General features: G+C 30.9%; 37 protein-coding genes and 1 pseudogene. 12 read left to right on the forward strand and 26 right to left on the reverse strand.

Annotation, left to right across the window (positions count from 1 at the left end; all coding sequences use genetic code 11):
• Window positions 1-30: 30 nt before the first annotated feature.
• The 6 genes from nth to spoIVA form a co-directional block, all read right to left on the reverse strand.
• Window positions 31-687 carry an endonuclease III gene (gene nth, locus E0K96_RS07870; protein ID WP_129737916.1) on the reverse strand — a complete coding sequence of 219 codons (657 nt, stop codon included), beginning with the start codon at window positions 685-687 and terminating at the stop codon, window positions 31-33.
• Window positions 680-1,279, reverse strand: coding sequence for a DnaD domain protein (locus tag E0K96_RS07875; RefSeq protein WP_168082422.1), 600 nt, complete (start codon window positions 1,277-1,279; stop codon window positions 680-682). Before E0K96_RS07875 ends, nth begins: the two co-directional genes overlap by 8 nt.
• 1 nt (window position 1,280) lies before the next feature.
• Window positions 1,281-1,757 carry a hypothetical protein gene (locus tag E0K96_RS07880; protein ID WP_087244190.1) on the reverse strand — a complete coding sequence of 159 codons (477 nt, stop codon included), beginning with the start codon at window positions 1,755-1,757 and terminating at the stop codon, window positions 1,281-1,283.
• A gap of 79 nt (window positions 1,758-1,836) precedes the next feature.
• Window positions 1,837-2,553, reverse strand: a complete 717-nt coding sequence (locus E0K96_RS07885; protein WP_087304870.1) for a zinc metallopeptidase — start codon at window positions 2,551-2,553, stop codon at window positions 1,837-1,839.
• A gap of 66 nt (window positions 2,554-2,619) precedes the next feature.
• Window positions 2,620-2,892, reverse strand: a complete 273-nt coding sequence (locus E0K96_RS07890) for an HU family DNA-binding protein (RefSeq protein ID WP_087244188.1) — start codon at window positions 2,890-2,892, stop codon at window positions 2,620-2,622.
• A gap of 71 nt (window positions 2,893-2,963) precedes the next feature.
• Complete coding sequence (gene spoIVA, locus E0K96_RS07895; protein WP_087244187.1) at window positions 2,964-4,442, reverse strand: stage IV sporulation protein A; 1,479 nt, start codon at window positions 4,440-4,442, stop codon at window positions 2,964-2,966.
• Window positions 4,443-4,566: 124 nt separating this feature from the next.
• On the opposite strand from spoIVA, the gene E0K96_RS07900 reads away from it, so the two are divergent.
• Window positions 4,567-5,040, forward strand: coding sequence for a VOC family protein (locus E0K96_RS07900; RefSeq protein WP_087297580.1), 474 nt, complete (start codon window positions 4,567-4,569; stop codon window positions 5,038-5,040).
• 17 nt (window positions 5,041-5,057) lie between these two features.
• Here the strand turns inward: E0K96_RS07900 and E0K96_RS07905 are convergent, their stop codons facing one another.
• From E0K96_RS07905 to E0K96_RS07935, 7 genes are all read right to left on the reverse strand, one after another.
• Window positions 5,058-5,642 (reverse strand): hypothetical protein, encoded by a 585-nt coding sequence (locus E0K96_RS07905; RefSeq protein ID WP_168082424.1) that lies wholly within the window; start codon window positions 5,640-5,642, stop codon window positions 5,058-5,060.
• Complete coding sequence (locus E0K96_RS07910) at window positions 5,635-6,141, reverse strand: hypothetical protein (protein ID WP_087297582.1); 507 nt, start codon at window positions 6,139-6,141, stop codon at window positions 5,635-5,637. The genes E0K96_RS07905 and E0K96_RS07910 overlap by 8 nt, the downstream gene beginning before the upstream one ends.
• A 46-nt stretch (window positions 6,142-6,187) precedes the next feature.
• The gene (abc-f, locus tag E0K96_RS07915) at window positions 6,188-7,663 is read right to left on the reverse strand and encodes a ribosomal protection-like ABC-F family protein (RefSeq protein WP_168082426.1); all 1,476 of its coding nucleotides are present in this window, start codon (window positions 7,661-7,663) and stop codon (window positions 6,188-6,190) included.
• Window positions 7,664-7,869: 206 nt separating this feature from the next.
• A complete protein-coding gene (locus tag E0K96_RS07920) occupies window positions 7,870-8,115 on the reverse strand; it encodes a stage VI sporulation protein F (protein ID WP_087297584.1) in 246 nt (81 codons plus the stop codon).
• A gap of 141 nt (window positions 8,116-8,256) precedes the next feature.
• The gene (der, locus tag E0K96_RS07925; RefSeq protein ID WP_168082428.1) at window positions 8,257-9,564 is read right to left on the reverse strand and encodes a ribosome biogenesis GTPase Der; all 1,308 of its coding nucleotides are present in this window, start codon (window positions 9,562-9,564) and stop codon (window positions 8,257-8,259) included.
• A 13-nt stretch (window positions 9,565-9,577) separates the two neighbouring features.
• A complete protein-coding gene (gene cmk, locus E0K96_RS07930; RefSeq protein WP_087244179.1) occupies window positions 9,578-10,240 on the reverse strand; it encodes a (d)CMP kinase in 663 nt (220 codons plus the stop codon).
• Window positions 10,241-10,277: 37 nt separating this feature from the next.
• Window positions 10,278-10,979 carry a hypothetical protein gene (locus tag E0K96_RS07935; RefSeq protein ID WP_143746774.1) on the reverse strand — a complete coding sequence of 234 codons (702 nt, stop codon included), beginning with the start codon at window positions 10,977-10,979 and terminating at the stop codon, window positions 10,278-10,280.
• 107 nt (window positions 10,980-11,086) lie between these two features.
• Here E0K96_RS07935 and E0K96_RS07940 point away from each other — a divergent pair, with 107 nt between their 5' ends.
• Entirely contained in the window at window positions 11,087-11,269 is a 183-nt protein-coding gene (locus E0K96_RS07940) for a ferredoxin (protein ID WP_087244178.1), read from the forward strand.
• Window positions 11,270-11,283: 14 nt separating this feature from the next.
• On the opposite strand, the gene E0K96_RS07945 is transcribed toward E0K96_RS07940, so the two are convergent.
• From E0K96_RS07945 to E0K96_RS07970, 6 genes are all read right to left on the reverse strand, one after another.
• On the reverse strand, window positions 11,284-11,499 hold the full coding sequence (locus tag E0K96_RS07945; protein WP_087244177.1) for a hypothetical protein: 216 nt from the start codon (window positions 11,497-11,499) through the stop codon (window positions 11,284-11,286).
• Window positions 11,500-11,607: 108 nt separating this feature from the next.
• A complete protein-coding gene (locus E0K96_RS07950; RefSeq protein ID WP_087244176.1) occupies window positions 11,608-12,348 on the reverse strand; it encodes a pseudouridine synthase in 741 nt (246 codons plus the stop codon).
• Between the two features lie 42 nt (window positions 12,349-12,390).
• The gene (locus E0K96_RS07955; protein WP_168082430.1) at window positions 12,391-12,900 is read right to left on the reverse strand and encodes a spore maturation protein B; all 510 of its coding nucleotides are present in this window, start codon (window positions 12,898-12,900) and stop codon (window positions 12,391-12,393) included.
• Complete coding sequence (locus E0K96_RS07960) at window positions 12,893-13,462, reverse strand: hypothetical protein (RefSeq protein WP_168082432.1); 570 nt, start codon at window positions 13,460-13,462, stop codon at window positions 12,893-12,895. Before E0K96_RS07960 ends, E0K96_RS07955 begins: the two co-directional genes overlap by 8 nt.
• Window positions 13,455-14,465: a D-alanyl-D-alanine carboxypeptidase family protein gene (locus E0K96_RS07965; protein ID WP_168082434.1), complete on the reverse strand. Its 1,011-nt coding sequence runs from the start codon at window positions 14,463-14,465 to the stop codon at window positions 13,455-13,457. The genes E0K96_RS07960 and E0K96_RS07965 overlap by 8 nt, the downstream gene beginning before the upstream one ends.
• A 38-nt stretch (window positions 14,466-14,503) precedes the next feature.
• The gene (locus tag E0K96_RS07970; RefSeq protein ID WP_087244172.1) at window positions 14,504-15,034 is read right to left on the reverse strand and encodes a DUF5662 family protein; all 531 of its coding nucleotides are present in this window, start codon (window positions 15,032-15,034) and stop codon (window positions 14,504-14,506) included.
• 107 nt (window positions 15,035-15,141) lie between these two features.
• Between E0K96_RS07970 and E0K96_RS07975 the strand changes: the two genes are divergently transcribed.
• The gene (locus tag E0K96_RS07975) at window positions 15,142-15,513 is read left to right on the forward strand and encodes a hypothetical protein (RefSeq protein WP_087244171.1); all 372 of its coding nucleotides are present in this window, start codon (window positions 15,142-15,144) and stop codon (window positions 15,511-15,513) included.
• A 170-nt stretch (window positions 15,514-15,683) separates the two neighbouring features.
• Here E0K96_RS07975 and E0K96_RS07980 read toward each other — a convergent pair whose 3' ends face one another.
• The 5 genes and pseudogenes from E0K96_RS07980 to E0K96_RS07995 all read right to left on the reverse strand — a co-directional run bounded on the left by E0K96_RS07980 (window position 15,684) and on the right by E0K96_RS07995 (window position 17,584).
• Window positions 15,684-16,127: a GNAT family N-acetyltransferase gene (locus tag E0K96_RS07980; RefSeq protein ID WP_087244170.1), complete on the reverse strand. Its 444-nt coding sequence runs from the start codon at window positions 16,125-16,127 to the stop codon at window positions 15,684-15,686.
• A gap of 101 nt (window positions 16,128-16,228) precedes the next feature.
• A pseudogene (locus E0K96_RS07985) lies at window positions 16,229-16,572 on the reverse strand (DUF7000 family protein).
• A gap of 19 nt (window positions 16,573-16,591) precedes the next feature.
• A complete protein-coding gene (locus tag E0K96_RS12260; protein ID WP_255456844.1) occupies window positions 16,592-16,714 on the reverse strand; it encodes a DUF7000 family protein in 123 nt (40 codons plus the stop codon).
• Window positions 16,715-16,757: 43 nt separating this feature from the next.
• Window positions 16,758-16,988 carry a DUF3781 domain-containing protein gene (locus tag E0K96_RS07990; protein WP_168082438.1) on the reverse strand — a complete coding sequence of 77 codons (231 nt, stop codon included), beginning with the start codon at window positions 16,986-16,988 and terminating at the stop codon, window positions 16,758-16,760.
• Window positions 16,989-17,032: 44 nt separating this feature from the next.
• Window positions 17,033-17,584 (reverse strand): Sir2 family NAD-dependent protein deacetylase, encoded by a 552-nt coding sequence (locus E0K96_RS07995; RefSeq protein ID WP_168082440.1) that lies wholly within the window; start codon window positions 17,582-17,584, stop codon window positions 17,033-17,035.
• Window positions 17,585-17,752: 168 nt separating this feature from the next.
• Between E0K96_RS07995 and E0K96_RS08000 the strand changes: the two genes are divergently transcribed.
• The 5 genes from E0K96_RS08000 (at window position 17,753) to E0K96_RS08020 (ending at window position 20,139) form a co-directional block, all read left to right on the forward strand.
• Entirely contained in the window at window positions 17,753-18,028 is a 276-nt protein-coding gene (locus E0K96_RS08000) for an ArsR/SmtB family transcription factor (protein WP_087304882.1), read from the forward strand.
• 84 nt (window positions 18,029-18,112) lie between these two features.
• Complete coding sequence (locus tag E0K96_RS08005; protein WP_168082442.1) at window positions 18,113-19,117, forward strand: permease; 1,005 nt, start codon at window positions 18,113-18,115, stop codon at window positions 19,115-19,117.
• An 11-nt stretch (window positions 19,118-19,128) separates the two neighbouring features.
• A complete protein-coding gene (locus E0K96_RS08010; protein ID WP_240924473.1) occupies window positions 19,129-19,317 on the forward strand; it encodes an RDAC family protein in 189 nt (62 codons plus the stop codon).
• A gap of 86 nt (window positions 19,318-19,403) precedes the next feature.
• Window positions 19,404-19,745, forward strand: coding sequence for a thioredoxin family protein (locus E0K96_RS08015; protein ID WP_168082444.1), 342 nt, complete (start codon window positions 19,404-19,406; stop codon window positions 19,743-19,745).
• 4 nt (window positions 19,746-19,749) lie between these two features.
• Window positions 19,750-20,139 carry an arsenate reductase/protein-tyrosine-phosphatase family protein gene (locus E0K96_RS08020; protein WP_168082446.1) on the forward strand — a complete coding sequence of 130 codons (390 nt, stop codon included), beginning with the start codon at window positions 19,750-19,752 and terminating at the stop codon, window positions 20,137-20,139.
• Between the two features lie 81 nt (window positions 20,140-20,220).
• On the opposite strand, the gene E0K96_RS08025 is transcribed toward E0K96_RS08020, so the two are convergent.
• Window positions 20,221-21,687, reverse strand: coding sequence for an IS1182 family transposase (locus tag E0K96_RS08025; RefSeq protein ID WP_370519895.1), 1,467 nt, complete (start codon window positions 21,685-21,687; stop codon window positions 20,221-20,223).
• 329 nt (window positions 21,688-22,016) lie between these two features.
• On the opposite strand from E0K96_RS08025, the gene E0K96_RS08030 reads away from it, so the two are divergent.
• The gene (locus E0K96_RS08030; RefSeq protein WP_158097296.1) at window positions 22,017-23,045 is read left to right on the forward strand and encodes a MerR family transcriptional regulator; all 1,029 of its coding nucleotides are present in this window, start codon (window positions 22,017-22,019) and stop codon (window positions 23,043-23,045) included.
• Window positions 23,046-23,062: 17 nt separating this feature from the next.
• Here the strand turns inward: E0K96_RS08030 and E0K96_RS12115 are convergent, their stop codons facing one another.
• Complete coding sequence (locus tag E0K96_RS12115; protein WP_206080659.1) at window positions 23,063-23,557, reverse strand: hypothetical protein; 495 nt, start codon at window positions 23,555-23,557, stop codon at window positions 23,063-23,065.
• A 108-nt stretch (window positions 23,558-23,665) separates the two neighbouring features.
• Between E0K96_RS12115 and E0K96_RS08040 the strand changes: the two genes are divergently transcribed.
• From E0K96_RS08040 to brxF, 3 genes are all read left to right on the forward strand, one after another.
• Window positions 23,666-24,481 carry a Cof-type HAD-IIB family hydrolase gene (locus E0K96_RS08040; protein ID WP_168082448.1) on the forward strand — a complete coding sequence of 272 codons (816 nt, stop codon included), beginning with the start codon at window positions 23,666-23,668 and terminating at the stop codon, window positions 24,479-24,481.
• A 120-nt stretch (window positions 24,482-24,601) separates the two neighbouring features.
• On the forward strand, window positions 24,602-26,014 hold the full coding sequence (locus E0K96_RS08045; protein WP_168082450.1) for an ROK family protein: 1,413 nt from the start codon (window positions 24,602-24,604) through the stop codon (window positions 26,012-26,014).
• A 98-nt stretch (window positions 26,015-26,112) separates the two neighbouring features.
• Window positions 26,113-26,541, forward strand: coding sequence for a BREX-3 system P-loop-containing protein BrxF (gene brxF / locus E0K96_RS08050; protein WP_087244158.1), 429 nt, complete (start codon window positions 26,113-26,115; stop codon window positions 26,539-26,541).
• The last annotated feature ends 85 nt before the right edge of the window (window positions 26,542-26,626 follow it).

The raw sequence follows: 26,626 nt of genomic DNA on the forward strand, positions 1-26,626 counted from the left end.
AAATAAGACTGAATTCTCAACAATGAGTTTTCAGTCTTTTTCTATATTTAAATATTTTTTTCTTTTAGGCTCTTTACATATATCAATGAGTGAACAATGCTGACAATCAGGATTTATAGATTTACAATGATATCTACCAAAGAAAATCATTTGATGATGCGTTTTAATCCATCTTTCTTGAGGTATAGCTTTTTGTAGCTTTTGTTCAACCACCAAAACTGAATCTTTCTTAAAAGCAAAACCAAGCCTTTTTGAAATACGTTCTACATGTGTATCCACTGCAATAGCAGGCACTTTAAATCCTTCTGATATAACGACATTCGCTGTTTTACGCCCTACCCCTGGCAATGTCTGTAAGGCTTCATGATCACAAGGAACCTGACCATCAAAATCATCAATGAGTTTTTGCGCCATTGCTTTGACATTTTTCGCTTTATTTCGATAAAGACCAATAGTACGTAAATCATTTTCTAATTGCGATAAAGGGGCTTTCGCATAATCTTCAACACTTTGATATTTTTGAAATAACTGTTCTGTTAATTTATTCACACTCGCATCTGTTGTTTGAGCAGATAACATGACTGCAATTAACAATTCTAATTCATTATGATGAACCAATTCACATTTAGCATCTGGATACATCTCATCAAAAACATCTAAAATACGTTTGACTCTTTCCTTATTCATTTTCTTCCCACCATTTATAATCCTTTATACTTTGTTCAACCTCATTATGACTTGTTTGTGGCTTTGCAGGAGCATAGCGCTTTGTAACGCCATAACGTGCCCAGTTATCCAATACTTTTTCGATATAACGAAAAGTAATAACACCTGATTTCACTGACTCATTTAAAGCATCAACAATCATTTCATCATCAAAGCCCTGACACTTTAAAGAATTAATTAACTGTACTTCTCTTTGACTTAAACTACGTCCAAAGGCATCTTCAAAAATACTAACCAAATCAATATCCTGGCTTTCTGTTTGAGTTGGTTGATTTAACAACATTTTTTGTAAAGGCTTGAGATTTAATGAACCATGTTGTCTTGAAATCCAATGTTTATCAACCAATGACATCAAAATATCATCAATCTTTCGAAGTGATAAAGAACAAATACGTGAAATTTGTGATGGTGTAATAGGTTTAACTCCTATATCATCTAAAGTCATAATCAACAATAGTACATAACACTCCTGATCAGAAATATGCAGTTGTTTAGACTTTAAAATCAATAACTTCTGAAAATCAACACAACGATAATCTAATAATTCATCCATATTATTCTCCTAGCCTTACTGCTTTTATAAATTCTCCAGTTGCCAAATCATAATATACATATAACAAAGATTGCTCATCCTGGTAACGTCCATAATATACAAATCGTTCATTTTCATAACCAATTTCCATACTTTCTATATTGACCTGATATTTATCTTGAATAGCTTTTTGGACAACTGCTTCATCAGCCACTTCACCTTGATAAGTATCTACCAGTTTTAAATCCTTATTATATGCCACATAAGATTCAACACCATTTATTTTCACTTTGACAATATAATAAGTTTCTTTACCACGATATTCACTAAAATAATCATCATATTCATATTGATTTGTTTCACAAATTTCATTTCTAATTTCATCAAGTTGATGATGATATTGATAATATGGAACATGAACAAATAACATATAAAAAGAAACAACTGCTAAAATAATAACTAACACAACAACTGAAATAATAAATGTATGTTTTTTCAATCTGTCCACCTCCAGTGTTTCTATTATATAACAAAAAGTCTAAAATGCAAAACAAAAATGAAAAGACCATCACTGGTCTTTACTCATCTCTTGAATTACCTAAAATAATCAAAAATATTCTTAACATACTCATTAATGTTGAAATCAAAGCCGCAACATAAGTCATGGCTGCAGCTGATAGCATTTTCTTAGCACCATCATATTCCAAAGTCGTTAAGTAACGTGTTTTTAAAATAGAAAGTGCTCGAGAAGATGCATTGAACTCTACTGGGAGAGTCACCAGCTGGAAAGCCAAGATTCCACACATTGCAATAAAACCAATCCAGGCAATGTCTGTTTGACCAAGAATCAACCCAATAAAGATGGCAATCCATCCTAAATACTGTCCAACATTCGCAATTGGTAAAATAGCATTTCTTAATGAAATAGGAATATATTTTTCTTTATACTGAATGGCATGTCCACATTCATGTGCTGCTACAGCTAAAGAAGCTATAGAAGTTCCATGATAAATATCACTGGAAAGATTAATTGTCTTGCGACCAGGATTATAATGATCACTTAATTGACCTTTCACTTCATAAATCTGAATATCATATAATCCCTCACTATCCAATATTTCTCTTGCCACCTGTGCCCCACTTATACCACGCATATTAGCTATCTTTTTATAACGACTATATGTAGATGTGACTTTCATTTGTGCCCATAAGGCCAATATAGCAGCCAAAATAACAAAGATTGTTCCAATCATATAATAGCTATTATAGTAAACTCCATAAAACGGAAAAAACATTTTTTCATCACCTCAATAATTATAATATACCCATTATGTTAACTCAGTATGTCAAAAAAGATGCAATTAATTCATTGCATCTTTTAATCTATTGCTTGGCTTAAATGAAACAGTTTTACTAGCTGGGATAATCATTGCTTCTTTTGTTTTAGGACTTACACCTTTACGTTCTTTTCGATTATTCACTTTAAAAGTTCCAAATCCAGAAATAAGCACTTTATCCCCATTTAAAATACTTTCAATCATTGTATCAAAAACTGTATCTACTAACGCTTCAGCATCCTTTTTTGTTAAATCTTTTTTTAGTGAAACGATATCAATAAGCTCTTTTTTATTCATTTTTTATACTGCCTCCTACTTAAATCTAAGTAGTAGTATAACATTTCAAAAACCTAAGCGCAATAACAAATTTATAAAACTATTGCAATCACATTTGACTTCCCTTTGTTTACAATTTTACTTAAAATATCATGCACTCTAATACAAGCGGTTTCATTCATAGAAGCTAATTTCACACGCATACCTTCATTAATCAAATCACCCAATTTACGTCCAAAAACGTCACAATCAAAGATAGCTTCTTTATTATTTTCACCATGACTTTGTAAATATTGAATAAATGCTTCTGCCTGTTCTTTCGATCCAATAATAGGTTCAAATGTAGACTCTATATCAACCTTAATCATATGAATAGTTGATGCTGTTGAAACAAGTTTCATTCCATAACGTGGTCCCTGTTTAATCACTTCAGGTTCACTTAATTCTATATCATCCATTAAAGGTAAAGCATATCCATATCCTGTCTGTTTAACCATTCTAATGGCATTTTGATAAGCCTGATACTCCTGACTCATCTGTTTCAAATCCTGTACCTGTTTTAAAAATAATGCCGCATCGAATTTTTCCTGTCCCAAAATTTCATTTAATATTTCCTGATATAGACCATTTCTTTCTTGAATACGTAAAGTTGCTGATGAAGAAGATGTATCAATAGATGAAAGATAAGCTTTGCGAATAAAATCAAATTCACTCATATGCGTTGCTATTTTTTCTACATCTCTAAAACGATGAATCTCTAATAATGATTTTTCTAATGACTCATCCAATGTCTGTTTTAACCAATGAGATGAATCCATTAAAGCTATCCAGCGAGGAACTTCAATTTTAACTTCATGAATTGGAAATTCATATAATGCTTCTTTTAATAAATGCGTTATATCTTCCTCATTCATTTCAGTTACCCTTAATGCCATAACAGGAACATCATGTTTCTCTTTCAAATCTTCAACAAGCTGATTACACTGTAGGCTTTGTGGATCTTTTGAATTGACAACAATCACAAATGGTTTCCCAATTTCTTTAAGTTCACGAATCACATCATCTGTTGCCTGTACATAATCTGCTCCAGGTATTTCACAAATAGAGCCATCACAAGTCATGACAATCCCAATCGTTGAATGATCCTGTATCACTTTTTGTGTCCCTATTTTCGCAGCCTCATCAAAAGGAATAGCTTCTAAATACCATGGTGTTTTGACATAACGAATACCTTGCTCATCCTGATAACCTTTCGCTCCATCTATGACATAACCCACACAATCAACAAGACGAATATTGACTCCCAAATTATCTTCTATTTGAATGTGAGCAGCCTGATTAGGAACAAATTTAGGTTCAACAGTCATAATCATTTTTCCTTCACCAGATTGGGGTAATTCATCAGTAGCACGTATTTTAGCGTCTGGATTATCAATATATGGTATAACAGCTTTTTCCATAAAACGCTTAATAAATGATGATTTCCCCACCCTGACTGGTCCAACAACCCCTAAATAGATGTCACCATCACATCTTTTTCCAATATCTTTTAATATATCTATTGTCTGCATAGACTTCCTCCTTCTCACACATCAATATATGAATTTCTTTTTTTATTTAGAACAAATTACAAAAAGATAAAAAAAAGTTCATGTTTTTATGGTAGAATGAAACATAGTGAAAAGGAAGGATATTATGAAACTTAAAAATACTGTTTTAATTGTCAATAATCTAGAACAATCTAAAAAATTCTACAAACAAGTTCTAGGATTAAAAGTTTTATTAGATTTTCATGGTTCAGTCACATTGTCATCTGGTATCGTTCTTCAATCAAAAGAAATCTGGAAAGATCTCATTCACAAAACTGATCAAGATATTATGATGGTTAATCATGCAGTGGAATTATCCTTTGAAACAGAAGATATTGATGCTTTTATGTTAGTTTTAGACCAATATCATGTGACTTTACTACATCCCCCAAAAGAAGGCACATGGGGACAAAGAGTTGTCCGTTTCTATGATCCGGATGGTCATATTATCGAGGTGGGAGAGAGTATGCGTAAAATTATCAAAAGATTAGTGAGTCAAGGTTTTTCTTATGAAGAACTTGCTCATCGCTTACGTTTACCCTTAGACTATATTAAGCAAATTTTAGAATCTCATTCATAAAAAAAGACAAAAGCACATTAACGCTTTTGTCTTTTTCGTTTTAACTTATTCATTTTCTTAACTTCTTTATTCCAATACTGATTTGCTTTTTTCATAAAAATACGATCTGTTAACATTGTTGTCTTGCTATAAAAATCCTGATGATGAATAATAGCATCAGAAAGGCGCTTCATTTCATTAGACACAACAAAACGCGAAATCGTCTTCATAATAAAAAGTGCTGATCCAATTTTTAAGCTGCCCTTATAATGTAATTGCTCTCTTTGACACCAATTTTGTAAAATCTTCTCTGAAATATCACATTTTTCAGGTTCATATTCATCACAAGCAATCAATGCATAAATTTCAGTAGGTCCTTTTGGCTGTGACTCTAGACGTTCAAAAATTTCTAATGTTGAAGATGGTATAGAATCAAGCGCAATGAAGAAAAGAAAAATAACCTGATCATATTGAAAAAAAGTACGTTCATCAAAGGTCGATACATAACGAACATCTAAACAATCACAACGATCATCAAGATAAACTTCTAATCTTGATAAAAAAGGTTTCATAAATGTTTGAGTATGTTTCAATCCCGAATTCAATAATAATATTTTAGCCAAGATCAACACCTCCAAACGTACGCAAAACTTCATCTAGCTCATCTTCTTCACAAAAATAAGCATCAACAGATGAATAAGAAAAACCAAGTGTTGAATCATCTAAAATGTCTTTAAACAGCTTCTTTTCTGCATCTGTTGCCTGACCATATCCAATCACCAATAATTTTTTACGCAACTGACTTAACCCCAAATGACAGGTTTCCCCATCCACCATTGTATAATAAGGCTCATGATTAACGACCAGTCTTTCTAGCATCTTTTTAAAAGGAATATCAAAGCATCCATATTTCACCCTTGTAATATATATAATCAACTGACAATCATTTGTCCATTTAGAAATAATACTCATATCATCTTTAAAATAGCAGGAACCCTCACATTTTAAACAAGATAATCCTCCTGTACATGTTGAATAATGAATATTATTTAAATTCACAATAACTGAATTTTGAAAAAAGTCAGTTGAAATATCTCTATCTGTAACAACTAAATTTTTCATCTGTGTTCTCCTTTGTCTTTTATTGTATATGGATACACATTATTTGTCAAACCAGTTCTTGAAAATCCATTATTTTCGTAGCAATGGTCTGTTGAAAATATTGATCATGTTCAACAAACAACAAAGTAGGCTGATAAGTTAAAATTGCATTTTCAAGTTGGATACGTGAGAAAATATCAATATAATTTAAAGGTTCATCCCATATATATAAATGGGCCGAGGTTGCCAGTGAAATAGCTAACATGATTTTTTTCTTTTGACCCTGGCTCAAATTTTCTAATGCGATATCAAAATGTGAACGTGAAAATCCCAATTTTCTAAGTAAAGTCTTTACCATTGTCTGATCTGCTCCATACTTTTGAATCCAATCATTCAAATTCCCTTTTAAAAATGTACAATCCTGAGGAACATAGGAAATTTTCAGTTGACTGCCACAATGAAAATCACCTTTATGATTAATCTTCTCTCCTAATAAAAAATGAATCAGACTTGATTTTCCACAACCATTTGGTCCCTTTAATAACACACGATCACCTTGACAGATTGTTAATGATAAATCCTGAAAAACAGTCTTTTGTTGATAAAACAATGAAAAATGTGAAAACTGAATAAGTTGTTTTTGAAAATACTTTAAACAATTTATTTTTAAATCATCATATTCCTCTATATCCTTTAAAAGCTTCTTTTTTTCTTCAATAGCCTGAATTTGACGTTTTTCAATATTTTTAGAACGCTTCATCATTTTTGCTGCCATATGGCCTACATAGCCTTTATCAGCAGCTCCTCTTTTTGATTTTTCAATCTGATGCCCCCAATTTTCTTTTTGTTGTTTAGATTTTTCCATCTTTACAATATCTTTCTTTAATTTTTTATTCAGCATCATTTCTCTTTCATCTTTTTTGGTCTTATCATTATACCAGCTAGAAAAATTTCCATTCACAATATCAATCGTTGTTGGATTAATCGCCATAATATGATCACAACAGCTATCTATAAAATGACGATCATGACTAACCAATAAAAAGCCTTTTTGTCTTTGCAGATACTTAGCAATGCGTTCACGAGAATTTTGATCCAAATGATTGGTTGGTTCATCAATTAATAAAAATGAATTCTTTTTTAAAAAAAGAATAGCCAATAATACTTTCGTCTGTTCACCATAAGATAGCGTATCAAACGGTCGATAAAAGACATCTAAGCCATCTATATCTAATAAGTGTAATTCTTTTTCAAGTTCCCATTGTTCTAGTGTTGGACATATCTCATAACAGATATCTATCGTTAATAATTGTGGATCTTTGATAGTATAAGGAAAATAACTGCATGCTTCACTCATGATAATTTGACCTTGATAATCATACTCTTTCATCAAAAGCTTTAAAAGCGTTGTTTTTCCTCGTGCATTGCGACCAATCAATGCTGTTTTAAAAGAAGTATCTAATGAAAATGAAACATCATCAAAAATAAGTTCATAACTTCCTTCATAACCAAATGTTAAGTGTTGTACCTGAATTAACGACATCAAACATCCCTCCTTTATAAAATAAAAACGACAAGAAAATAGTCCTTGTCGTTATAATTATATTCATGATAAAAAGAGAGCTATTTTCTTGCGTGCATCTTTTAGATGCAAATCTTTAGTTTTCTGCAAGAAAATTTATACATCCTTCCACTTCCCTTCATCATTTCCATTATAGCTTGTCTTATATTCCTTTTCAAGCCAAAATATCATTTTACAAGCTTATCTATATCGGAAGGGACCTGATTGTTTTGAATAATATGAATGATCTTATCCATTTGTTCAGGTTTCACCTGTCTATTTGTCAAACGTGAAATCTTATTGACAAATTCTCTGATATTTTGCTCATCTTTTAAGTCTTTTGTCTGTAAATCATTTGCTAATGATAAAATATCAGCTTTAGACACATTCGTTTTCTGCGATACCTTATCCAATAATTTATCTTGTTTATCCATTTGAATCACCCAAGATTAATATATGCACATATATAAATGATTGTTCAGCTTTTCCATTGACAAAGCTTTCATTGTACAGTCATTCCTATTTTTATATGATTCAAATTTTCGATGAACTTTCGATGTTAAAAAGTGTATTTTTTAATCTCTTTTTCTACAAAGAATATGAATAGGTGTTCCTTCAAAACCAAAAGCATCACGTAAACGATTTTCTAAATATCGCTTATAGCTAAAATGTAAGTATTGAGGATCATTTGTAAACAAAACAAATGTTGGTGGACAGACACTGACCTGATTGGCATAATAGATTTTTAAACGTCCACCATTAAATGTTGTTGTTGGATTCATTGTTTGTGCATCAATCAAAACATCATTTAAAACACTTGTCACAACACGTTTTTGACTATTGGCATAAACCTCCTGAATCATCGGCAACAACAAATGAACACGTTTTTTATCTTTAGCCGATACAAAAATAATAGGGGCATAATCCAAATATTTGAATTGTTCACGAATCTGACTTTCCATTTTTTTCATTGTCTTAGAATCTTTTTCAATCAGATCCCATTTATTAACTACCAGAATAACAGCTTTTCCAGCTTCATGGGCATATCCAGCTACATGTTTATCTTGTTCGATAATTCCTTGATTCCCATCAATAACCATTAAGACAACATCACTTTTTTCTACAGCTGATAAAGCACGTAAAACAGAATACTTTTCAACATTTTCATAAATTTTTCCTTTTTTACGCATTCCTGCTGTATCAACAACACAATACTTCTGTCCATCTTTTTCAAAAGGTGTATCAATAGCATCACGTGTTGTTCCTTCAATATCTGATACAATGACACGTTCTTCACCTAAAATGGCATTCGTTAAAGAAGATTTTCCAACATTTGGTCTTCCAATCACTGAAAAACGAATAACATCATCTTCTTTTTTTTCATCCACAGCAGGCAATTGATGAATAATTTCATCTAAAACATCTCCAATACCAATACCATGACTTCCTGATACTGCAATTGGATCACCAATACCTAAACTATAAAAATCATAAATATTATCTTTAAATTTCTGATCATCTATCTTATTAACAGCTAATACAATTGGTTTTCTTGATTTTTGTAGTAAACGAGCAACGAAAAGATCTTCTTTTGTAACACCTTCACGACCATTGACAACAAATAAAATAATATCTGCTTCTTCTATAGCGATTTCAGCCTGCATTTTGATTTGTTCAGTAAAAGAAGCATTTTCTAATTCAATTCCACCTGTATCAATGATTTTAAAATCACGTGTCAGCCATGATGCATCCGCATAGATACGATCACGTGTAACACCTGGAGTATCTTCAACAATGGAAATGCGTTGACCAACAATACGATTAAAAATTGTTGATTTCCCAACATTCGCTCGTCCTACAATTGCTACAATTCCTTTTCTCATGATTATTCACTCCCTATACTCTCTGTTCTACAAGTTGCATCACTTTTGCAACAACTTCTTCCAATGTCATGTCTGATGTATCAATTTCAATGGCATCATCAGCTTTTTTTAAAGGAGAAATAAGACGATTCATATCTTGTTCATCTCTTAAAGCAATCTCTTTTTGAATGTCTTCTAAATTGGATTCAAGACCTCTTTGCAAGTTCTCTTTATGACGACGTAATGCTCGACATTCAATGCTGGCAACCTGATAAATCTTTAACTCAGCATCTTTTAAAACAACCGTTCCAATATCTCTACCATCTAAAATCACACCGCCACCTTGAGCCATTTGTCGCTGCTTATCAACGAGAAAAGTTCTGACTGCTTCATATTGAGAAACAATACTTGCTCCCATTGACACTTCATTTTCACGAATAGATGATGTGACATCTTCATGATTCAATTGAATCGTTCCATCTGGAAACATTTGAATATCTATATCCTTTAAAAGTGCTGATACACCTTGTTCATCATGGAAATCAATATGATTTAACCAGGCATAATAAGCGACACAACGATACATAGCTCCGGTATCAATATATGTATAATTTAAATTCTTAGCTACCATTTTGGCAATCGTTGATTTTCCAGCAGCAGCTGGACCATCAATAGCAATTGAAATTCTTTTCGTCATATTCTATAACCTCACTTTTCAAAACCAACTGAATTCTTTAAAAAAACAACTGTTTAGCAATAAAGAATGCTAAAACAATAAAGATCACAATAAAAACAATAATCACATAATTTAAAATTGTCACTAATTTACTATCTTTTTCTTCTTCTGTATCTTCTTCTACAATTTGTTCTCTTTGTTTTTTAACTTTCACTTCTTCTTTATGTTTAGTTTTTTCTACTTTTTCTGGTTTTGTTTTTTCAACTTTTTCACGTTTTGTTTTTTTCTTATCTTCCTTCATAAAATCCGCAATAGTCAAACCTTCTTCATATTTCTTTAACTCCTCGGCATCTTCTTCTGGCGACATTGCAGCTAATTTTTCTAATAAAGACATTTTCTTTTGTGGTTCAGCCTTTATTTCCTGTGTTTGAGACGTTTGTGCATGTTGAGGCTGATGTTCCTCAGATTGTTTAATTTTATTTAAAATATCTAAACGTGTATTATATTGTTCTTTACCAACATTCACTTTTGCTTCATTTAAAGCAGATTTAATTTCCTCATTATCAGGCTTTAATGTTTCATATGATAAAGGTTCCATCAATGTATCCTGAATATCTTTCTTTTGATTTTGAGGTAAAAAAGCTAAAAAATCATCTTCTTCATCATCCTGTTCATATGTCATCTGACGATCAATTGCTACCTCTTCTTTCATTTCATCTCTTAATTCTTTATATTTATTAATTCTTGTTTGTTTCTCCATTTCGCATCACCGCCCTCATTATAACATAACTATAAAAAATTATAAAATAAACTTTTAAAATAATTCTATTTAGTATATAATAGGCGTATGAATAGGAGGTAATAAAAATGTATAAAGTTAATGAAAATTGTATTGGTTGTGGTTCTTGCACAGCAGTATGTCCAGAAGTTTTTGATTTAAACGCTGACGGATTAGCAGAAAACATTCTAGGTGAAGTTCCAGCTGAATTAGAAGAAGCTGCAAAAGAAGCTGCAGCATCTTGTCCAGTTGATGCAATTGTTAATGAATAAGATAAAAAAAGAGCTTAAGGCTCTTTTTTTAATGGATAAGAATTCATTTCGTTTTCAATTAAATGTTTTTTCATTTCATTTTGTGGTGGTTTAAAAAAGCTAATTGTATGACATTTATTACACCATATAAAATGAATACCTTCTAATTCTTTATATTCAATAAAAGGCTCTTTAGCCCCACAGATACCACAAACATTTGTTTTTCCCGGTTCTAAAACAACACTACGCATATTTCATCCTCCTTGCTTTCTATTATAATCACTTCATATCAGTCTTCAATAAACTTCATCATACAAATAACGACAAAAAAAGATATCTCTTGCAAGATATCCCTTTATTTAACGATTTCTAGCATTTTTCTTAGATAATGCCATCGTCTTTAATTCTTTAACTTCTTGAGGTTTTAACATACGATATTGTCCTGGTCTTAATCCTTTTAAATCAACTGTTCCCACACGTAAACGATGTAATCTTTTAACTGGATGATCAACAGCTTCAAACATTTTCTTAACCTGTCGATTCTTTCCTTCAATCAATTTAATCATTAACATGGTTGTTCCATGTTCTTCATCTTTACCAACAATCTTAATGCGACAAGGTAATGTCTTGACTCCTTCAAGATAAATACCTTTTTCTAATTGACGAACAGTCAAACCATTAACCAAACCTTTAACACTTACTTCATAAACCTTTTCTAAATGTGATGAGGGATGCATCATTAAATTTGCAAACTCTCCATCATTCGTCATCAACAATAAACCAGATGTATCATAATCCAATCTTCCCACTGGATAAATACGTTCCTTCACATCAGGCAAATAATCAATAACCGTTTTTCTTCCCAGTTCATCACTTAATGAACAAATACATCCCTTAGGTTTATAAAATACATAATAAACTTTATTTTCACTTTGAAGAGCCTTTCCGTCAATCATGATCAAATCTCCTTTTTTGACTTTAAAGCCCAACTCACTTACGACTTCACCATTGACTTCGACTCTCCCTTGACGAATAAGATCTTCAGCTTTTCTTCTTGAAGTATATCCACTCGCTGCAATTGCTTTTTGTAGTCTTTCCACAGTATCACGTCCTTTCCCTATCATTATACATAGTTTATCAAATTATACAAACATTTTTAAATAAATCACAATCGCAAATATGACAGACAAAAAATCCATCGTTAAACCTACAGGTAAAGCATAACGGGTTTTCTTCATATGAATAGAAGAAAAATAAAGTGTCACAACATAAAATGTTGTATCACTGCCACTTTGAATAAGTGTTGCTAGTAAACTTAAAGGATGATCAACACCAAACATTTCATAAAACGAATAGAGATATGATAATGAAGCATTGGCACTGACAGGTCTTAACAAACCGAGTACAAGTATATCAATGGGAATCTGTAAGAATTGTAACACTGGCTGAAAAAGATGACTCAAAAGTTCAATAGTTCCACTACTTTGAAGTAATTGTACAAAAACCATAAATGCCATTAATGTTGTAAAAAGTGTCTGAAATAATGTCAAAGCGTCTTTGACCCCTTCAATAAACAAATCAAATAAAGGATAATGTTTGATTAAACCATCAATAAAGACACAGAGTAATAAAATAAAAACAATCTTATTCATGATCAATCACCCTTTGTATAATCAATCCAATGATAATAATTGTAATACCAATAACTAACATATATGGATAAAATGCATAAATATCCTGTGAGCCCATTTGTTTTCTGATCATAAATAATGTTGATGGAAATAAACATAATCCTGCTGTATTGATAATCACTAAAGTCAGCATTTCACGACTTGGACGTTGTGGATGAGGATTGTATTCCTGAAGTTTTTGAAAAGCTTTAATACCACTCAAAGTCGCAAGTGTTCCTAAACCTAAAAGATTTGCAATCACATTAGAAGAGAGATAAGTATAAACATCATCATGTTTCATGACTGGTCCATAAATGACACAAAACAATGGTCTAAAAATAATTGAAAAATAATTCATGAATCCTGTTTTTTGAATAATGTTTAAAAAACCACCCCATAAACAAGCTGCCAGTAACACATTTAAAAGTAAATCCCATACCATAAATGGTGTATCCATTAAAGCTGTCATCATGGCTTCTTCCTGATGACGACATAAACCAATCAACAAAAAGACAACAACACTCCATTTCCAGATTCTAGCCATTCATGCATTCTCCAAACAACATCCATGCATATTGAAAAATCATTTGTAAAGCATTTTGCTGATTGACTTCATAGATAGGATTTTCATTTACATAAACTTTTAATATATCACCCTGTGATTGCAGCGATACATTTTGGCTTTCCTGTCCACAATAATAAAGATCCTGATCAATGAGAAATGAATGACCGTGATACTGATAGATTCCTTTAGATAAAACCAGTACATTTTGATATTTTTGAAAACATTCTTCATACTTTTTTTGATGAAACTCAAAATCATTTCCACAATTAAACGTCACAATAACTAAAGAAACATCATCTTTAATTGCACGTGTGACTAAGGTACGTTTTGCTTTTTTGGTATATCCTGTTTTTCCTCCAACACAATACTCATATTCTTCCAGCAATCTATTTTTGTTATGCCATGTTCCCCCACCATCTTCACGTTTATAAGTTTCTTTCATGACAATATCATTGAAAATAGGATTTTGACTACAATAAGACATAAGCAAAGCCATATCATAAACACTGGACTGATTTCCATCATCTTCTTCATCCAAACCAGTTGGATTAGAAAAATGTGTATCTGTCATATGAAGTTCCTGAGCCTTTTGATTCATCATTTCAGCAAAGTGTTCAATACTTCCACCAACATTTTTTGCAATCACATTAGCTGCATCATTTCCACTTCTCAGTAATAAACCATGCAATAAATCTCTTAAATTAATGCGGTCACCTATATGTATATAGATGCCACTTCCCCATGCTTCATTGACTTCTTCACCAATCTCATATTCATCATCCAGTTGTCCATTTTCAATCGCAACAATTGCTGTCATAATCTTAGATATGGAAGCAACACTCTGGACTTCATGAATATTTTTTCCTTCTAATACATTGTGTTGAGTACTTTCCATCACAATATATGATTGACCTTGAAAATCAACGGCATGTACATTGACTATACATAATAAAAAGCACAAAAAAAACATGATTTTTTTCATAGTATCACCTATAAATACTATATGAAAAAGAATACATGTTATGATTTTTTCTTCCATTCTGGATGTGTACGAATATATACAATGGTTTGATCTAAGCCATGATCATGAAGATAATGTAAAAGATGTTCTAAAAAAGCACGTGTATCAGGGTGCATAATATAAGAATATTTTCCCCTTTCATAATAAGCGAGTGGAAATGTATCTTGATATTTATCACCTTGATAAGTCTGACTGGCTGCTATACGATCACAAAACATTTCTAAAACATAGCGTGTCGGCATTTTGGCAGGCTGCAAACCATTGCGTGTAAAATCGACCCAAAATTCCCAATGATGTTTATTTCTTCCCTTGTGATGTAACCAGGCTAAAGAATAACCTTTGTCACGACGTTCTACAGAATTTGGCGACTTATCCCCTTGGTAATACTTGATTCCTGTAGAAAATTCACACCATGAATATTTTGACATATCATGTAGTAGACCCTGTTTATATAAACCAATACGAAAGCATAGTTTCATGACTTTCCATTTATGTTTTGTTATTGTTTTGAAATGGCCTAAAGCTTTCATCGAATCACCCGTATTTAGTATACAATGTTTTATATTTGAAGTAAATCTCTTTATTTTTTTTCAAACGGTGTTATAATGTAGTCGATGTGTAAGAGGAGGTTTGAGAGATGTCAATTAAAGTTGATGTTCGTACAAATATTAATGATTATGAATTAACACTTGAAAAATGCTCTGAAATTATTACATTATTACAAGACACATATCAGAATATTAGAAATGATATGTATGCCCGCTTTTTAAGCATTCGTATTTTAATCAAAACATTATCTATTGTTGCATGTTTGATTGTTTTATATTTATTAACACATAGTGCATTTTTCTTATATTCTACACCTATCTTTATGGTTGTAGCATTAATATTTGCGATAGTGAGTGCTGAATATATTACGACACAAACACGTAAACAAATTGTTATACAATTAAAGCATTACACAAAAGCACGTGAACAATTATTGCAATACGAAAAAATCAAGTTATAATGACTTGATTTTTTTATTATACAGTTTACTATAAACCATCATTATTCTATTTTTAGAATTGAACTTATCATCAACTATAATCATGCATCTTTCATCATTTATCACAAATCTTTATTAATTTAGCTAATGTCATTTCGACATATTCTACATACCCTTTGTATCTTACCTATCTATAGCTTTCTTTGTAAATAGATCATATCTATCAATTGAATACCCTGCTCATATATAGGATGGTCATAATGGTCTATAAAAAAATTTTGAATACTATGTGAACGGATAAAACCACATTTTTCATAAAAAGGAATTGTCAAAGGACTGTCTCCTGTACCAACTTGTAAAACAGAATATTTTTCTTTATATTTTTCAACAATAAATTCTATCAAAATACGCCCATATCCTTTTCCCTGTGCTTCTGGCTTAGTTGCTATATTTTTGATTTCAAGAATTCCATGACCTTCATCAGTCACAACACATTCACATTGAATACCATCATCATCTAATACATACATTGTTCCACGTTCAAGATACTGATCTATCATATCTTCCTGTTCATCAGCCAAAAGCAACAATGAAAGAAATTGTTTTTTATTTTTCTTAATTTCTTTAATTTCCATATCAACACACCTCTATATTTTGATGCTCATTCTTTTAAACTTATATGAAAATATTTTTGAATCCACACCATTCATGAATAAAACAATGATTTGACTATATATTATTCATTATGGATTTGTATTAAATATTCTTGTATTTGTGATGCTAAAGAAACTGAACGCTCAATAATATGATGCGTCATGCTTTCCTGATTTTCAAAATCTATGTTTGTTTCTAAAACAATTTCTACAATGGAATATTTAGGCATTATTTTTTGATTATGATTCCATTTTGTTTTCTGTAATATTTTCCAGTATTTTCTTTGAATATCTGCATTTTGTCCCATCAACCATAATTCAAATTGAAGTTTTCATGATTTAATACAATTCCAAACCTTAGTTTTTGATCTCTTAAATACTGATTAAAAAAAGCAAAATAAGTATAATCTAAATATCCAAATGAGATATTTCCTGTTTTATAATCTTTAGGAAATTTTGATTTTTAATTGTCCAACATATTGAATCAAAGTCAAATAAGCAGTTTGTATATATCCTTGATTTAACTGTTCTTTATATATTTCCAAACATTTTTGAATATCCTTTTTCATTAAAAGAATCTCCGTTCTTTCATATTTTTTATTTGATAACTGTTTATGTCATTCTATGTGCAGTTATAATTGTATAACTCAATGAATTGATAGTGATCTTGATTTGCTCAACCTCACAATACCAATTTTTACCACGTTTATAAATATGACAATTTTTGTCTAAAATCTTATTTCGACAGTACGCCACAACATCTTGTGTATCAAGTTTTAAGTTTCTTTTTATTCTTTCTATTCCTAATTCTGTCGTATGAATCTTATCAATATGATCAAGCAATACCTTTTTTCTCTTCCATCACTTTTTTCACCATCAATACCTACTTATTTCATAAGTTTTTCTAATACTTTTCTGACATTATGAGCAGCATCTTCCTGGATTTCAATAATTCTTGCCCCTCGACTTTTCGCAACTTCTCTTAAATCAACCGCAATCGCTGTATGATAAGAACACCCAATCACCAAAAAGACATCATCCGGTTCTAAATGATATACCATTTCATAAGCTTTTTGGTAATTTGGTGCAGGATCTCCATATAATACAGGTTTATTATATAATGACCAGGCAATGTCCATTTCATCATCGTCAGGTAAACCACCATGCATTTCTAAAGCATCACTGCCAGCAAGTTTATGTAAACCATCAATATTCATGGTAATCACTGGAATATGATACTGAGCTAAGGCATAATGGGCATCATTAGGTTTCGCTCCATTCATATTGGCTTTCAGTTGTCTAATGACTTCGTTATATTCTTCATGATGCGTATTTGCATAATCTCTAAATAATTTTGCTCTAATATCAGGTCTTTCCATAAATGTTGGAATATTGGATTGTTTTGATATTCCAGCTCCTGTAAATGCAATTATTTTCATAGAAATCATCTCCTTTAAATATTGTATACTATTTCCATTTGTTTTTATATAAAAATATTTGAAAATATAAAATTAACAGTTTGTCATTTCTTCCTATTTTTATCACATTGACAATCATCGATATGTATGTTAATATCATATCGAAGAATATAGATATGAGGTGATGATATGGATAAAGATTATGAACAGGAAGCAAAAGTTTTCAAAGCATTTTGTGATCCTAATCGTTTAAAAATTCTTAATATTTTAAAAGATGGAGAACATTGTGCATGTAAACTTTTAGAAATTCTTGATGTAAGTCAATCTACTTTATCACACCATATGAAAATATTAACAGATGCAAGGGTTGTGAATGTAAGAAAGGATGGCAAGTGGTCACATTATTCTTTATCAGGTGATGGGATTGAAAAAGTTATCCAGTATTTAAAAAATTATTGCATGTAAATGATTTTTCATTTTATAAAGCCACCATTAGGGTGGCAAAAATTCAAATATATAAATCGAAATATATCGATATAAGGAGGAACTATGAAAGAAATTTGGTTATTCTTTCAAAATCAAATTTTAGGAATGAACTGGCTCAATGAATTGATTGCTTTATTGCTAACTTCTGTTGGTATAGATATCAATTCCAATATTGGAGCCAGCATTCAGTTTTTTATTTATGATGTTATAAAGATTACAGTATTGTTATGTGTATTGATCTTTATGATTTCGTATATTCAAAGTTATTTTCCACCAGAAAGAAGCAAGAAAATTCTAGGTCGATTTCATGGTATAAAAGCAAATATAATTTCTGCTTTATTAGGTACGGTGACGCCCTTTTGTTCATGTTCATCTATACCACTATTTATTGGATTTACAAGTGCTGGCTTGCCATTAGGAGTCACTTTCTCATTTTTGATTTCTTCACCTATGGTTGATTTAGGAAGTCTTGTTTTATTGATGAGTATCTTTGGAATCAAAATTGCAGTCGCCTATGTTATAGTTGGGCTTATTATTGCTGTTATTGGCGGGATAGTTATTGAAAAAATGCATATGGAAAAATATGTTGAAGCATTCATTATGAAATCTAGTCATGTAGATATTAGCTCACCAGATCTAAGTAAAACAGAACGTCTTCAGTATGCCAAGGAGCAGGTTATAGAAACCTTTAAAAAAGTTTTTCCATATATTTTGATAGGTGTAGGAATTGGAGCCATTATTCATAACTGGATTCCAGAAGCATGGATAGAAGGAATCTTAGGTGGAAATAATCCTTTTGGAGTTATTTTAGCAACAATTGTAGGAATTCCAATGTATGCTGATATTTTTGGAACTATCCCAGTCGCCGAAGCTTTACTGGCTAAAGGTGCTTTACTTGGAACAGTATTAGCCTTTATGATGGCAGTAACAACATTAAGTTTACCTTCATTAATTATGTTAAAAAAAGCTGTAAAACCCAAACTTCTAGCATTGTTTATTGCAATCTGTACAACAGGGATTATAGTTGTTGGTTATTTGTTTAACATATTTTCATTTTTATTGTATTAGGAGGAAAGTATATGGCAAATGTTGTTCATTTTAATATGATAGTAGATATCAATCAGTTATTAAAGGAAAAAGGAATAGAGTATTCTATTCATGCTATTGGAGCATGTACATGTAATGGCTTAGAACTTCGACAAGATGGTAAGGAATATCCTATTGATGAAATTATTGAATATATGAATGAGTATCTGGATAAAAAATAGATGAGAGTTAGAAAAAGCAAAGACAATGAACATATTCTTAATGTGGAATCAAAGTTTGATTATGAAAGATGAAAAGGAGAATGTATATGAATCTATTTAAAAAGAAAGAAAAAAAGGAATGTTGTTGTAGTCAGATTGATGAGGAAAGTGTTAAAAAAGCTGAAGAATTAAAAAAAGATGATGGAATAAAAATCTTAGGCTCAAGATGTCAAAAATGTGATAAACTAAAGGAATCAGTAAGAATAGCATTATCAGAATTCAATTTTAATTTACCAATTGAACATATCACTGATTTTTCTCAAATTGCATCCTATGGTGTTATGTCCACACCAGCATTAGTATTGAATGGAGAAGTTGTTTCTTTTGGGAAAGTTTTATCAGCAGATGAAGTCAAACATATTTTATCAATAAAAATGAAAGGTCAATAAATATATGGAAAGAAAACTTAAAATTGCATTTGTGTGTGTTCATAATTCATGTCGCAGTCAAATTGCTGAAGCATTAGGAAAAAAGTTTATGAGTGACAGATATGATTTTTACTCTTGTGGAACAGAATTGAAACCTCAAATTAATCAGGATGCTGTCAGACTTATAAAAGACATGTATCAAATTGATATGGAACAGAACCAATATAGTAAATTAGTCCAAGATATTCCTCAAGTAGATATCGCTATTTCTATGGGATGTAACGTTACTTGTCCATATATAGGTAAAAGTTTTGATGATAATTGGAATTTAGATGACCCTACTGGAAAAAGTGATGATGAATTCATCAAAATCATCAAAGAAATAGAGAAGAAAATAAAAAAATTAAATTATTAAATAAAAAGAGCTTATAAGCTCTTTCAGGCTGTTGACAAAGTGGTAGAATTTTTTATTAAATCTACCACTTCTTTTTATTTTTTATGAAAATTGATAAATTTGTACTATTTTCCTTATATGTCTTTCTTTTTTGTTCGGTGAGGTCGTATTTATGAGACCTCTCCTTTTTTTCATTCTCGCCAATTTGCCTAAATTATGGCAGCCAAAAATAATCAACGATTCCTGTTGATTTTTCTTTAGTCCTCTTATTCTCGTAAACCTTAATCCATGCTTTTCTTTGCAGTCTGCATAGACTCTTTCTATTGTCTCTTTTCTTAACGGGTATATGTCCTTCCATTCTGGTGTATATCTGATTTCATCCGCCAATTCTCTATATTCCTCCCATACGTGTCTTGTGATGACCTTCTGGTGATTCTTGCTCTGTGTACACTGCTCTAAGAATGGACATCCTTCACAATCCTTTGGATTTGATTTGTATTCCCTGTATCCTGATTTGTTTGTTGTGGTATATTTCAAGTCCTTATTATTTGGACATATATAAATATCTAGCTTTTCATCATAGACATATTCATATTTCTTGAAGAATCCTTTTTTTGTCATGGGTCTTTTATATGGCAGATAAGGTCTGATTCCATCCTCTATGATTTCTCGACATATTGCAGGTGTTATGAATCCTGCATCCAGACTGATGTTATGTATTGAATCTCCATAGGTATTCAGTAGCTCTCTATACGCATCATGAAAAACAACACTATCGTGCTGATTGCCTGGTGCTACTGTATTATGCAGTACAAATCCATGTCTATCACAGAATGTCAGATTTGTATATGCAAAGCATTTCTGTTTTTCTCCCTTATGGAAGCATCCGCTTTCTGGGTCTGTCTTGCTTACCTTTATGGATTTTGTCCCTTTTCCTTCAATCAGTTCTCCTGTTTCTTCATCATATGCAAGCTCTATATCCTTTGTTTCCTTTAATGCTTTTTTTCCATGTTCTTCTCTATCCTTGTTGATTTCTTCCAGAAGTTCATCATCATAATGTTTCTTGACGATCTCCACGACCTTGTTTTCGTGTTTTCTACTATTGGCGTTGGCTTTTCGATGTGTTCCATCTCCAAATACTGTATCAAGATCCACAAAATCATATGCTATGGCCTCTTCGATGATCCTGTTGAAAATCTCATCAAAAATTTCTGAATCTCCATATCTTCTGATATAGTTCTGTGACCAGGTTGAATAGTTTGGAACCTCATCATCAATGGACAATCCTAAAAACCACCTGTAGGCAAGATTGACCTTGATTTCTTCACATGTTCTTCTCATGGAATGAATACCAAATGTAAAGTTAATAAAAAGCATTTTAAAAAGTACCACCGGATCGATACTTGGTCTTCCAAAAGAACTGTAGAGCGGTCTTACCAATGGATAAATAAATGTCCAGTCAATGGCTTCCTCAAGCTCTCTTACCTTGTGATCTGATGGTACTAATTCATCTATAGTACTCAAAATAAAGCTGTCATTTTTACGATTGTTTAAACATGTCATTGCCATAATATTTTACCTCCAAATACGCACTTACATTATATCATATTTTCATGACATGATGATAAAATAAAAGGTCGTGGAGCCTCAAAGTTTGCGTACTTGGAAAGAAGTCATCCACGACAATAGATATAATACCATATATTCTTTCATTTGAAAACTAAAAGCTGTTGACTTTTTTACTTTGTCAACAGCCTGAAAGAGCTTATAAGCTCTTTTTTTATAAAATCATATTGACCTTATAGTTATTGAAAGGTGTATGTTATAATAAAAGAGATCATATATAACTCTTTTCAAATATAATCATAGACGCTTAAAGACGAAAGGACGATATGCATATGAAAATCAAAGAAGTCGAAAAATTATTACAAATCAATTCTCAAACAATACGCTATTATGAAAAATTAGGCTTTTTAAAGCCAAAAAGAGATGAAAATGGTTATAGAAATTATACACAGGAAGATGTCCAGATATTAAGAAAAATACATTTTTTAAGAGATTTAGATATTCCTCTAGAAATGATTCAAACAATTCTTCTAAATCCAGATCAATTTCAAAATATACTAAATAAACATTTAAAATTTTTACAAGCAAAGATTGAAAATCTAGAAGAAGTTCAACAGAAATGTTTTCATTTAAATCAAAAAAACATTCCCTTGTTAGATGCAATTATTGATGGAGAATTTCAAAATCAGCCTGCTCATTCACATGATGAAATTAAATCAATTATTCATAAAGCATCTGAATTTATAAAGCCCTACCCTGTTGTCACATTAGGAAGAAAAACAACCCCTTTTCAATTTCTAAAAGAAATCATATTCATATTTATTTCTACAACTTTGATCACTATGAGCTTTCTTTTATATTTTATCAATACTCATACAATGACTCATATACATTGGGGTTTATATTTATTGAGTGTTATCCTCCTGACAATTATTTTCATATTCATATTATTTCATGAAAAATACTATGAATTTGGAATTGTTGATTTCTATATATTTGACAGCTATAAAATGAAGGCAAAGAGTATAAAAGCAGTATTAGAAAACACAACCCATGAAATAGCCAGACATTATTTATACAAAGATATTTGCAATGTTAAAATCCATGTTGAAAAAAAGATTGGTGGCATTGGTTTTGGACCTGTGACATATTATAATATTATCTATCAATTTCATATGCGAGATGGGAATCATTTTCAAATAAATAGTTCCTTATATCAGGAAACATCGCAGGATAGAAAATCTGTTTATGAGATATTAGATTATCATCATGTTAAAATTATTGATGAACAGAATTTAAAACAGTTCTTTTTACAAAAAAATCTATCTATTTATGAATATTTAGAAAAAAGATGCACATGATTGCATCTTTTTGACTCTTATATATCTTCAAAATATTTTGTCATGACATCATCTTTGTATTTAAAAAAGTATTTTTCTACACCTTTTACGAAAAAGTCACGACGTTTCTCCACTTGCTGATCATCTTCCTCTTTCCATACCTTCGCTATAAGTTCATGATGACGATAAAATATCTGGCATAATTCCAACACTTGATATTGGGTTTTATAAAGCTGATACAGTTCTATAATTCTTTGATCTAACAATTGATTATATTGTCCTTTTTTTGAAATACCTTGAATATGAAAAAGAGTATCCTGACATTGATGTTTTTGATAATAATGACATGGTTTACATATATCATCCCCTTCTATTGTCAGTTGGCAAAGCAAATAAGGATTTTTTATAATAGCATTAGCAATAGCATAAAAATCATGTCCCATCTTTTGGTCAGGAACAAATTCTTCAATTCCTGTACCATATAATTTAAAAATATCCATAAAATGATGGGGTTTTATGATAACTGTTTTCATATCAATCCCTCCTCTTTTTATTATCCATATTTTTCATGTCTATTTATTAATATTTTCTTAATTTTTTATGTTATAATGCTTATATATCAAATAAAGGGGAATCAATTCATGGCTATAAAAATGATTGCGGTAGATATGGATGGAACGTTTTTAGATGAAAATTCATCTTATAATCAAAAACGTTTTGATCACATTTATCAAATATTAAAAGATAGAGGCATTCGCTTTGTGGTAGCAAGTGGTAATCCATACAAGAAACTTCAAAACTGTTTTCCTCATATTCAAAATGAATTAACTTATATTGCTGAAAATGGAGGTTACATTATCAGTGAAGGTAAAGAGCTATATTTTGCACATATATCCTCTCAGGATAGTCAACTGATTATTGATACACTTCAAACAATGCCTGATGTTTTATGCTGGGTATGTACAAAAAATCAATCTTACACATTAGAATCATTACCTGAACATTATTATCAAATGTTTCTTCCCTATTTTCCTCATGTGAAAAAAGTTCAAAACTTTTCACTCATTAAAGAACCTATTGTGAAATTTGCGCTTTACTTACCTCAACAAAATACAACTCAACGTATTCATGATTTGACTCAAATTGCCAGTCAAAATATCAGAATTGTTGATAGCGGACATGCCTGTATTGATATTATTCCTCGTTTTGTCAGCAAAGGCATGGCAATTCAATTGTTAATGAAAGAGTTTCATATTTCACCTGATGAAGTTATGGCTTTTGGTGATGCTGACAATGATCGAGAGATGTTATCAACAGTTAAATATGGCTATGTGATGGCAAATGCAAAAGATGAAATGAAAAAAGATTTTCAATGGATGGCACCAGGATTTAATGATGAAGGTGTTTTAGAAGTCATTGATTATTATTTACAAAACAATTCATTCTTCAATTTATGATAGTTTTTTATCAAAAATATTGATAAATAGAACTTTTTTTAAAAAATTATTTTCTACTTTAGCAAAATATATGATTTTATCCATTTCTCCCTCTATAATAAAGATAAAGGGGGATTTTTTATGGATGAATTTTTAAGAGATATTCACACAATGCTTTTTAAGCAATGGATTTTAATTCAAGATCAAAGTCAATGTCAAATCTATCTTGATGATAAAAATGAAAATATCATAGATATTAAAACCAATTATAGTTTCAGTCAAGTTATTTTTAATCCCTTAAATATTATTGAATTAAGTGTTACCAATACAATGACTCAAAATATTGAGTTTTATCTTCATTTTCAAATGAAAACTATGAAACATGCTACTGAACTTTTTAATGAAATGATGAATAATATTCTACAATTGGTTGATAAACCAAAAATTAAAATATTATTAAGTTGTAGTGGTGGTTTAACAACGTCTTATTTTGCTTCTAAGCTTAATGAAGCAGCTCAAATTTTAGATTATCATTATGAAGTCAGAGCGATTGGATATACTGATTTATTTAATGTAGGCAATGAATATGATGTGATTTTATTAGCCCCACAAATCTCATTCATGCATGCAAAAGTACAGGAAATCTTAAAAGATAAAATTGTCTTAAAAGTACCTCCACAAGTTTTTGCCAAATATGATGTCGCCAAAACTTTACAACTTGTCAGACATGCCTTAGAACATCAAAAGTTACCTCATGATTCTAAAACTGAATCAACTATCAAACCATTACAAGTCATTCCACATCAAAATACAAAGATTCTTGTTTTGTCTCTATTTAGAAACAGTTTACGTGTTCACATTGCCTATCATCTCTATGATGAACAAAATCATATTATCAGCAGCAATGAAATTATTAAATTTAAAATCAGCATGGAAGACATTTATGATGTCATTGATACAATCTTATTACAATATCCACGTATTCAAATCATTGGCATTTCAACACCAGGTATTATCAATAATGGTTTTGTCGCTTCTACAAGTATCATAGGATTAAATAATTTTAACATGTATCAGCTACTCAAGGAGCGCTACCATCAACATATTGTCATTGATAATGATGTCAATACTGCCGCAGTCGGTTATTACGCTTCTCAACAACAATTTTCATCACTGATTTTCTTATTTCAGCCAAATAACCATTTTGGGGGAGCAGGAATTATTGTTAATGGACAACTTGTGAAAGGTCATGCGCATATTGCTGGAGAAGTGCAGTACTTACCACTCAATTATTCTGCCCCACCACAAACACTTGCCAAAACACCTGAAGGCGCTTTAGAGCTTGTATCTAAAACAATTGCAGCTTTATCTTCTGTGATTGGACCAGAAGCTATTATTCTTTCTTGCACTCTTATTCCTGATGTTGATGAGTTAAGAAAGATGATTGCTCAATATATACCTAAAAAGTATCTACCACGTATCATCAAAATAGAAAATATTCAAGAATATATTTTAATTGGTCAATTGATATTATGTTTACAAGAATATAAATAAAAGATAAAAAAAGCTTTTTTTACGATATACATAGAAAACGCTTACAGAAAATGCTATAATATTCTTAACAAATAAAAACAGAAAAGGAGATTATAGCAATGGATTTGAATAAAAAAATAGAAGACATCAGTCATGCAGAGTACAAACTTTTACTAATCATTGGACAGCCTGGAAGTGGAAAATCAAAAGTCATTCGTCAATATAGTGAAGAAACAGGTATTCCTATTCTTGATCTTGATAAAATTTTCTATCATACACCAAGTGAAAAACTTCTACCTGAGATGAAAAACTTTTTAACAACTTACCACCAAAAAGTTTTATTGTTAGATAATAAAAAAATTCTTTATGCAAAAAACAGTCAAATTGATTTATTAGCTTTCCTTAAAGAATTATCAAAAGATATTATTGTTGTTGCAACATGGAATGGAAAAATTGAAGATGGACAGCTCTTCCATTTTCGTAATGACACCTCAGAAGATCTTATTTATTCAACTGATAATAACGATTTCAAATATATCTTATGCTAAAAAGAAGCAGAATTTACTGCTCAATGTCGTCAATTTAATGACATTAAAATAGAGAGAATATTTGATTAAATTCAAAATTCTCCCT

Source organism: Massilimicrobiota sp. SW1139 (assembly GCF_012027715.1).
Taxonomy (GTDB): Bacteria; Bacillota_I; Bacilli_A; order Erysipelotrichales; family Coprobacillaceae; genus Allocoprobacillus; species Allocoprobacillus merdigallinarum.

Excerpts from the sequence above, each read along its gene's own strand:
- E0K96_RS07875 (WP_168082422.1), bottom strand. The coding sequence starts at position 1,279 with ATGGATGAATTATTAGATTATCGTTGTGTTGATTTTCAGAAGTTATTG.
- E0K96_RS07980 (WP_087244170.1), bottom strand. The coding sequence starts at position 16,127 with ATGGAAATTAAAGAAATTAAGAAAAATAAAAAACAATTTCTTTCATTG.
- E0K96_RS08030 (WP_158097296.1), top strand. The coding sequence starts at position 22,017 with ATGAAAATCAAAGAAGTCGAAAAATTATTACAAATCAATTCTCAAACA.
- E0K96_RS07900 (WP_087297580.1), top strand. The coding sequence starts at position 4,567 with ATGAAACTTAAAAATACTGTTTTAATTGTCAATAATCTAGAACAATCT.
- E0K96_RS07970 (WP_087244172.1), bottom strand. The coding sequence starts at position 15,034 with ATGAAAGCTTTAGGCCATTTCAAAACAATAACAAAACATAAATGGAAA.
- E0K96_RS07945 (WP_087244177.1), bottom strand. The coding sequence starts at position 11,499 with ATGCGTAGTGTTGTTTTAGAACCGGGAAAAACAAATGTTTGTGGTATC.
- E0K96_RS08020 (WP_168082446.1), top strand. The coding sequence starts at position 19,750 with ATGGAAAGAAAACTTAAAATTGCATTTGTGTGTGTTCATAATTCATGT.
- E0K96_RS08015 (WP_168082444.1), top strand. The coding sequence starts at position 19,404 with ATGAATCTATTTAAAAAGAAAGAAAAAAAGGAATGTTGTTGTAGTCAG.
- E0K96_RS12260 (WP_255456844.1), bottom strand. The coding sequence starts at position 16,714 with ATGAAAAAGGATATTCAAAAATGTTTGGAAATATATAAAGAACAGTTA.
- E0K96_RS08025 (WP_370519895.1), bottom strand. The coding sequence starts at position 21,687 with ATGGCAATGACATGTTTAAACAATCGTAAAAATGACAGCTTTATTTTG.
- der (WP_168082428.1), bottom strand. The coding sequence starts at position 9,564 with ATGAGAAAAGGAATTGTAGCAATTGTAGGACGAGCGAATGTTGGGAAA.
- cmk (WP_087244179.1), bottom strand. The coding sequence starts at position 10,240 with ATGACGAAAAGAATTTCAATTGCTATTGATGGTCCAGCTGCTGCTGGA.
- E0K96_RS07920 (WP_087297584.1), bottom strand. The coding sequence starts at position 8,115 with ATGGATAAACAAGATAAATTATTGGATAAGGTATCGCAGAAAACGAAT.
- E0K96_RS08045 (WP_168082450.1), top strand. The coding sequence starts at position 24,602 with ATGGATGAATTTTTAAGAGATATTCACACAATGCTTTTTAAGCAATGG.
- E0K96_RS07960 (WP_168082432.1), bottom strand. The coding sequence starts at position 13,462 with ATGGCTAGAATCTGGAAATGGAGTGTTGTTGTCTTTTTGTTGATTGGT.
- E0K96_RS07940 (WP_087244178.1), top strand. The coding sequence starts at position 11,087 with ATGTATAAAGTTAATGAAAATTGTATTGGTTGTGGTTCTTGCACAGCA.
- E0K96_RS07935 (WP_143746774.1), bottom strand. The coding sequence starts at position 10,979 with ATGGAGAAACAAACAAGAATTAATAAATATAAAGAATTAAGAGATGAA.
- E0K96_RS07975 (WP_087244171.1), top strand. The coding sequence starts at position 15,142 with ATGTCAATTAAAGTTGATGTTCGTACAAATATTAATGATTATGAATTA.
- E0K96_RS08040 (WP_168082448.1), top strand. The coding sequence starts at position 23,666 with ATGGCTATAAAAATGATTGCGGTAGATATGGATGGAACGTTTTTAGAT.
- spoIVA (WP_087244187.1), bottom strand. The coding sequence starts at position 4,442 with ATGCAGACAATAGATATATTAAAAGATATTGGAAAAAGATGTGATGGT.
- nth (WP_129737916.1), bottom strand. The coding sequence starts at position 687 with ATGAATAAGGAAAGAGTCAAACGTATTTTAGATGTTTTTGATGAGATG.
- E0K96_RS07965 (WP_168082434.1), bottom strand. The coding sequence starts at position 14,465 with ATGAAAAAAATCATGTTTTTTTTGTGCTTTTTATTATGTATAGTCAAT.
- E0K96_RS07910 (WP_087297582.1), bottom strand. The coding sequence starts at position 6,141 with ATGAAAAATTTAGTTGTTACAGATAGAGATATTTCAACTGACTTTTTT.
- E0K96_RS07885 (WP_087304870.1), bottom strand. The coding sequence starts at position 2,553 with ATGTTTTTTCCGTTTTATGGAGTTTACTATAATAGCTATTATATGATT.
- E0K96_RS07955 (WP_168082430.1), bottom strand. The coding sequence starts at position 12,900 with ATGAATAAGATTGTTTTTATTTTATTACTCTGTGTCTTTATTGATGGT.
- abc-f (WP_168082426.1), bottom strand. The coding sequence starts at position 7,663 with ATGTCGTTAATTCAGGTACAACACTTAACATTTGGTTATGAAGGAAGT.
- E0K96_RS07890 (WP_087244188.1), bottom strand. The coding sequence starts at position 2,892 with ATGAATAAAAAAGAGCTTATTGATATCGTTTCACTAAAAAAAGATTTA.
- E0K96_RS08010 (WP_240924473.1), top strand. The coding sequence starts at position 19,129 with ATGGCAAATGTTGTTCATTTTAATATGATAGTAGATATCAATCAGTTA.
- E0K96_RS08000 (WP_087304882.1), top strand. The coding sequence starts at position 17,753 with ATGGATAAAGATTATGAACAGGAAGCAAAAGTTTTCAAAGCATTTTGT.
- E0K96_RS12115 (WP_206080659.1), bottom strand. The coding sequence starts at position 23,557 with ATGAAAACAGTTATCATAAAACCCCATCATTTTATGGATATTTTTAAA.
- brxF (WP_087244158.1), top strand. The coding sequence starts at position 26,113 with ATGGATTTGAATAAAAAAATAGAAGACATCAGTCATGCAGAGTACAAA.
- E0K96_RS07995 (WP_168082440.1), bottom strand. The coding sequence starts at position 17,584 with ATGAAAATAATTGCATTTACAGGAGCTGGAATATCAAAACAATCCAAT.
- E0K96_RS08005 (WP_168082442.1), top strand. The coding sequence starts at position 18,113 with ATGAAAGAAATTTGGTTATTCTTTCAAAATCAAATTTTAGGAATGAAC.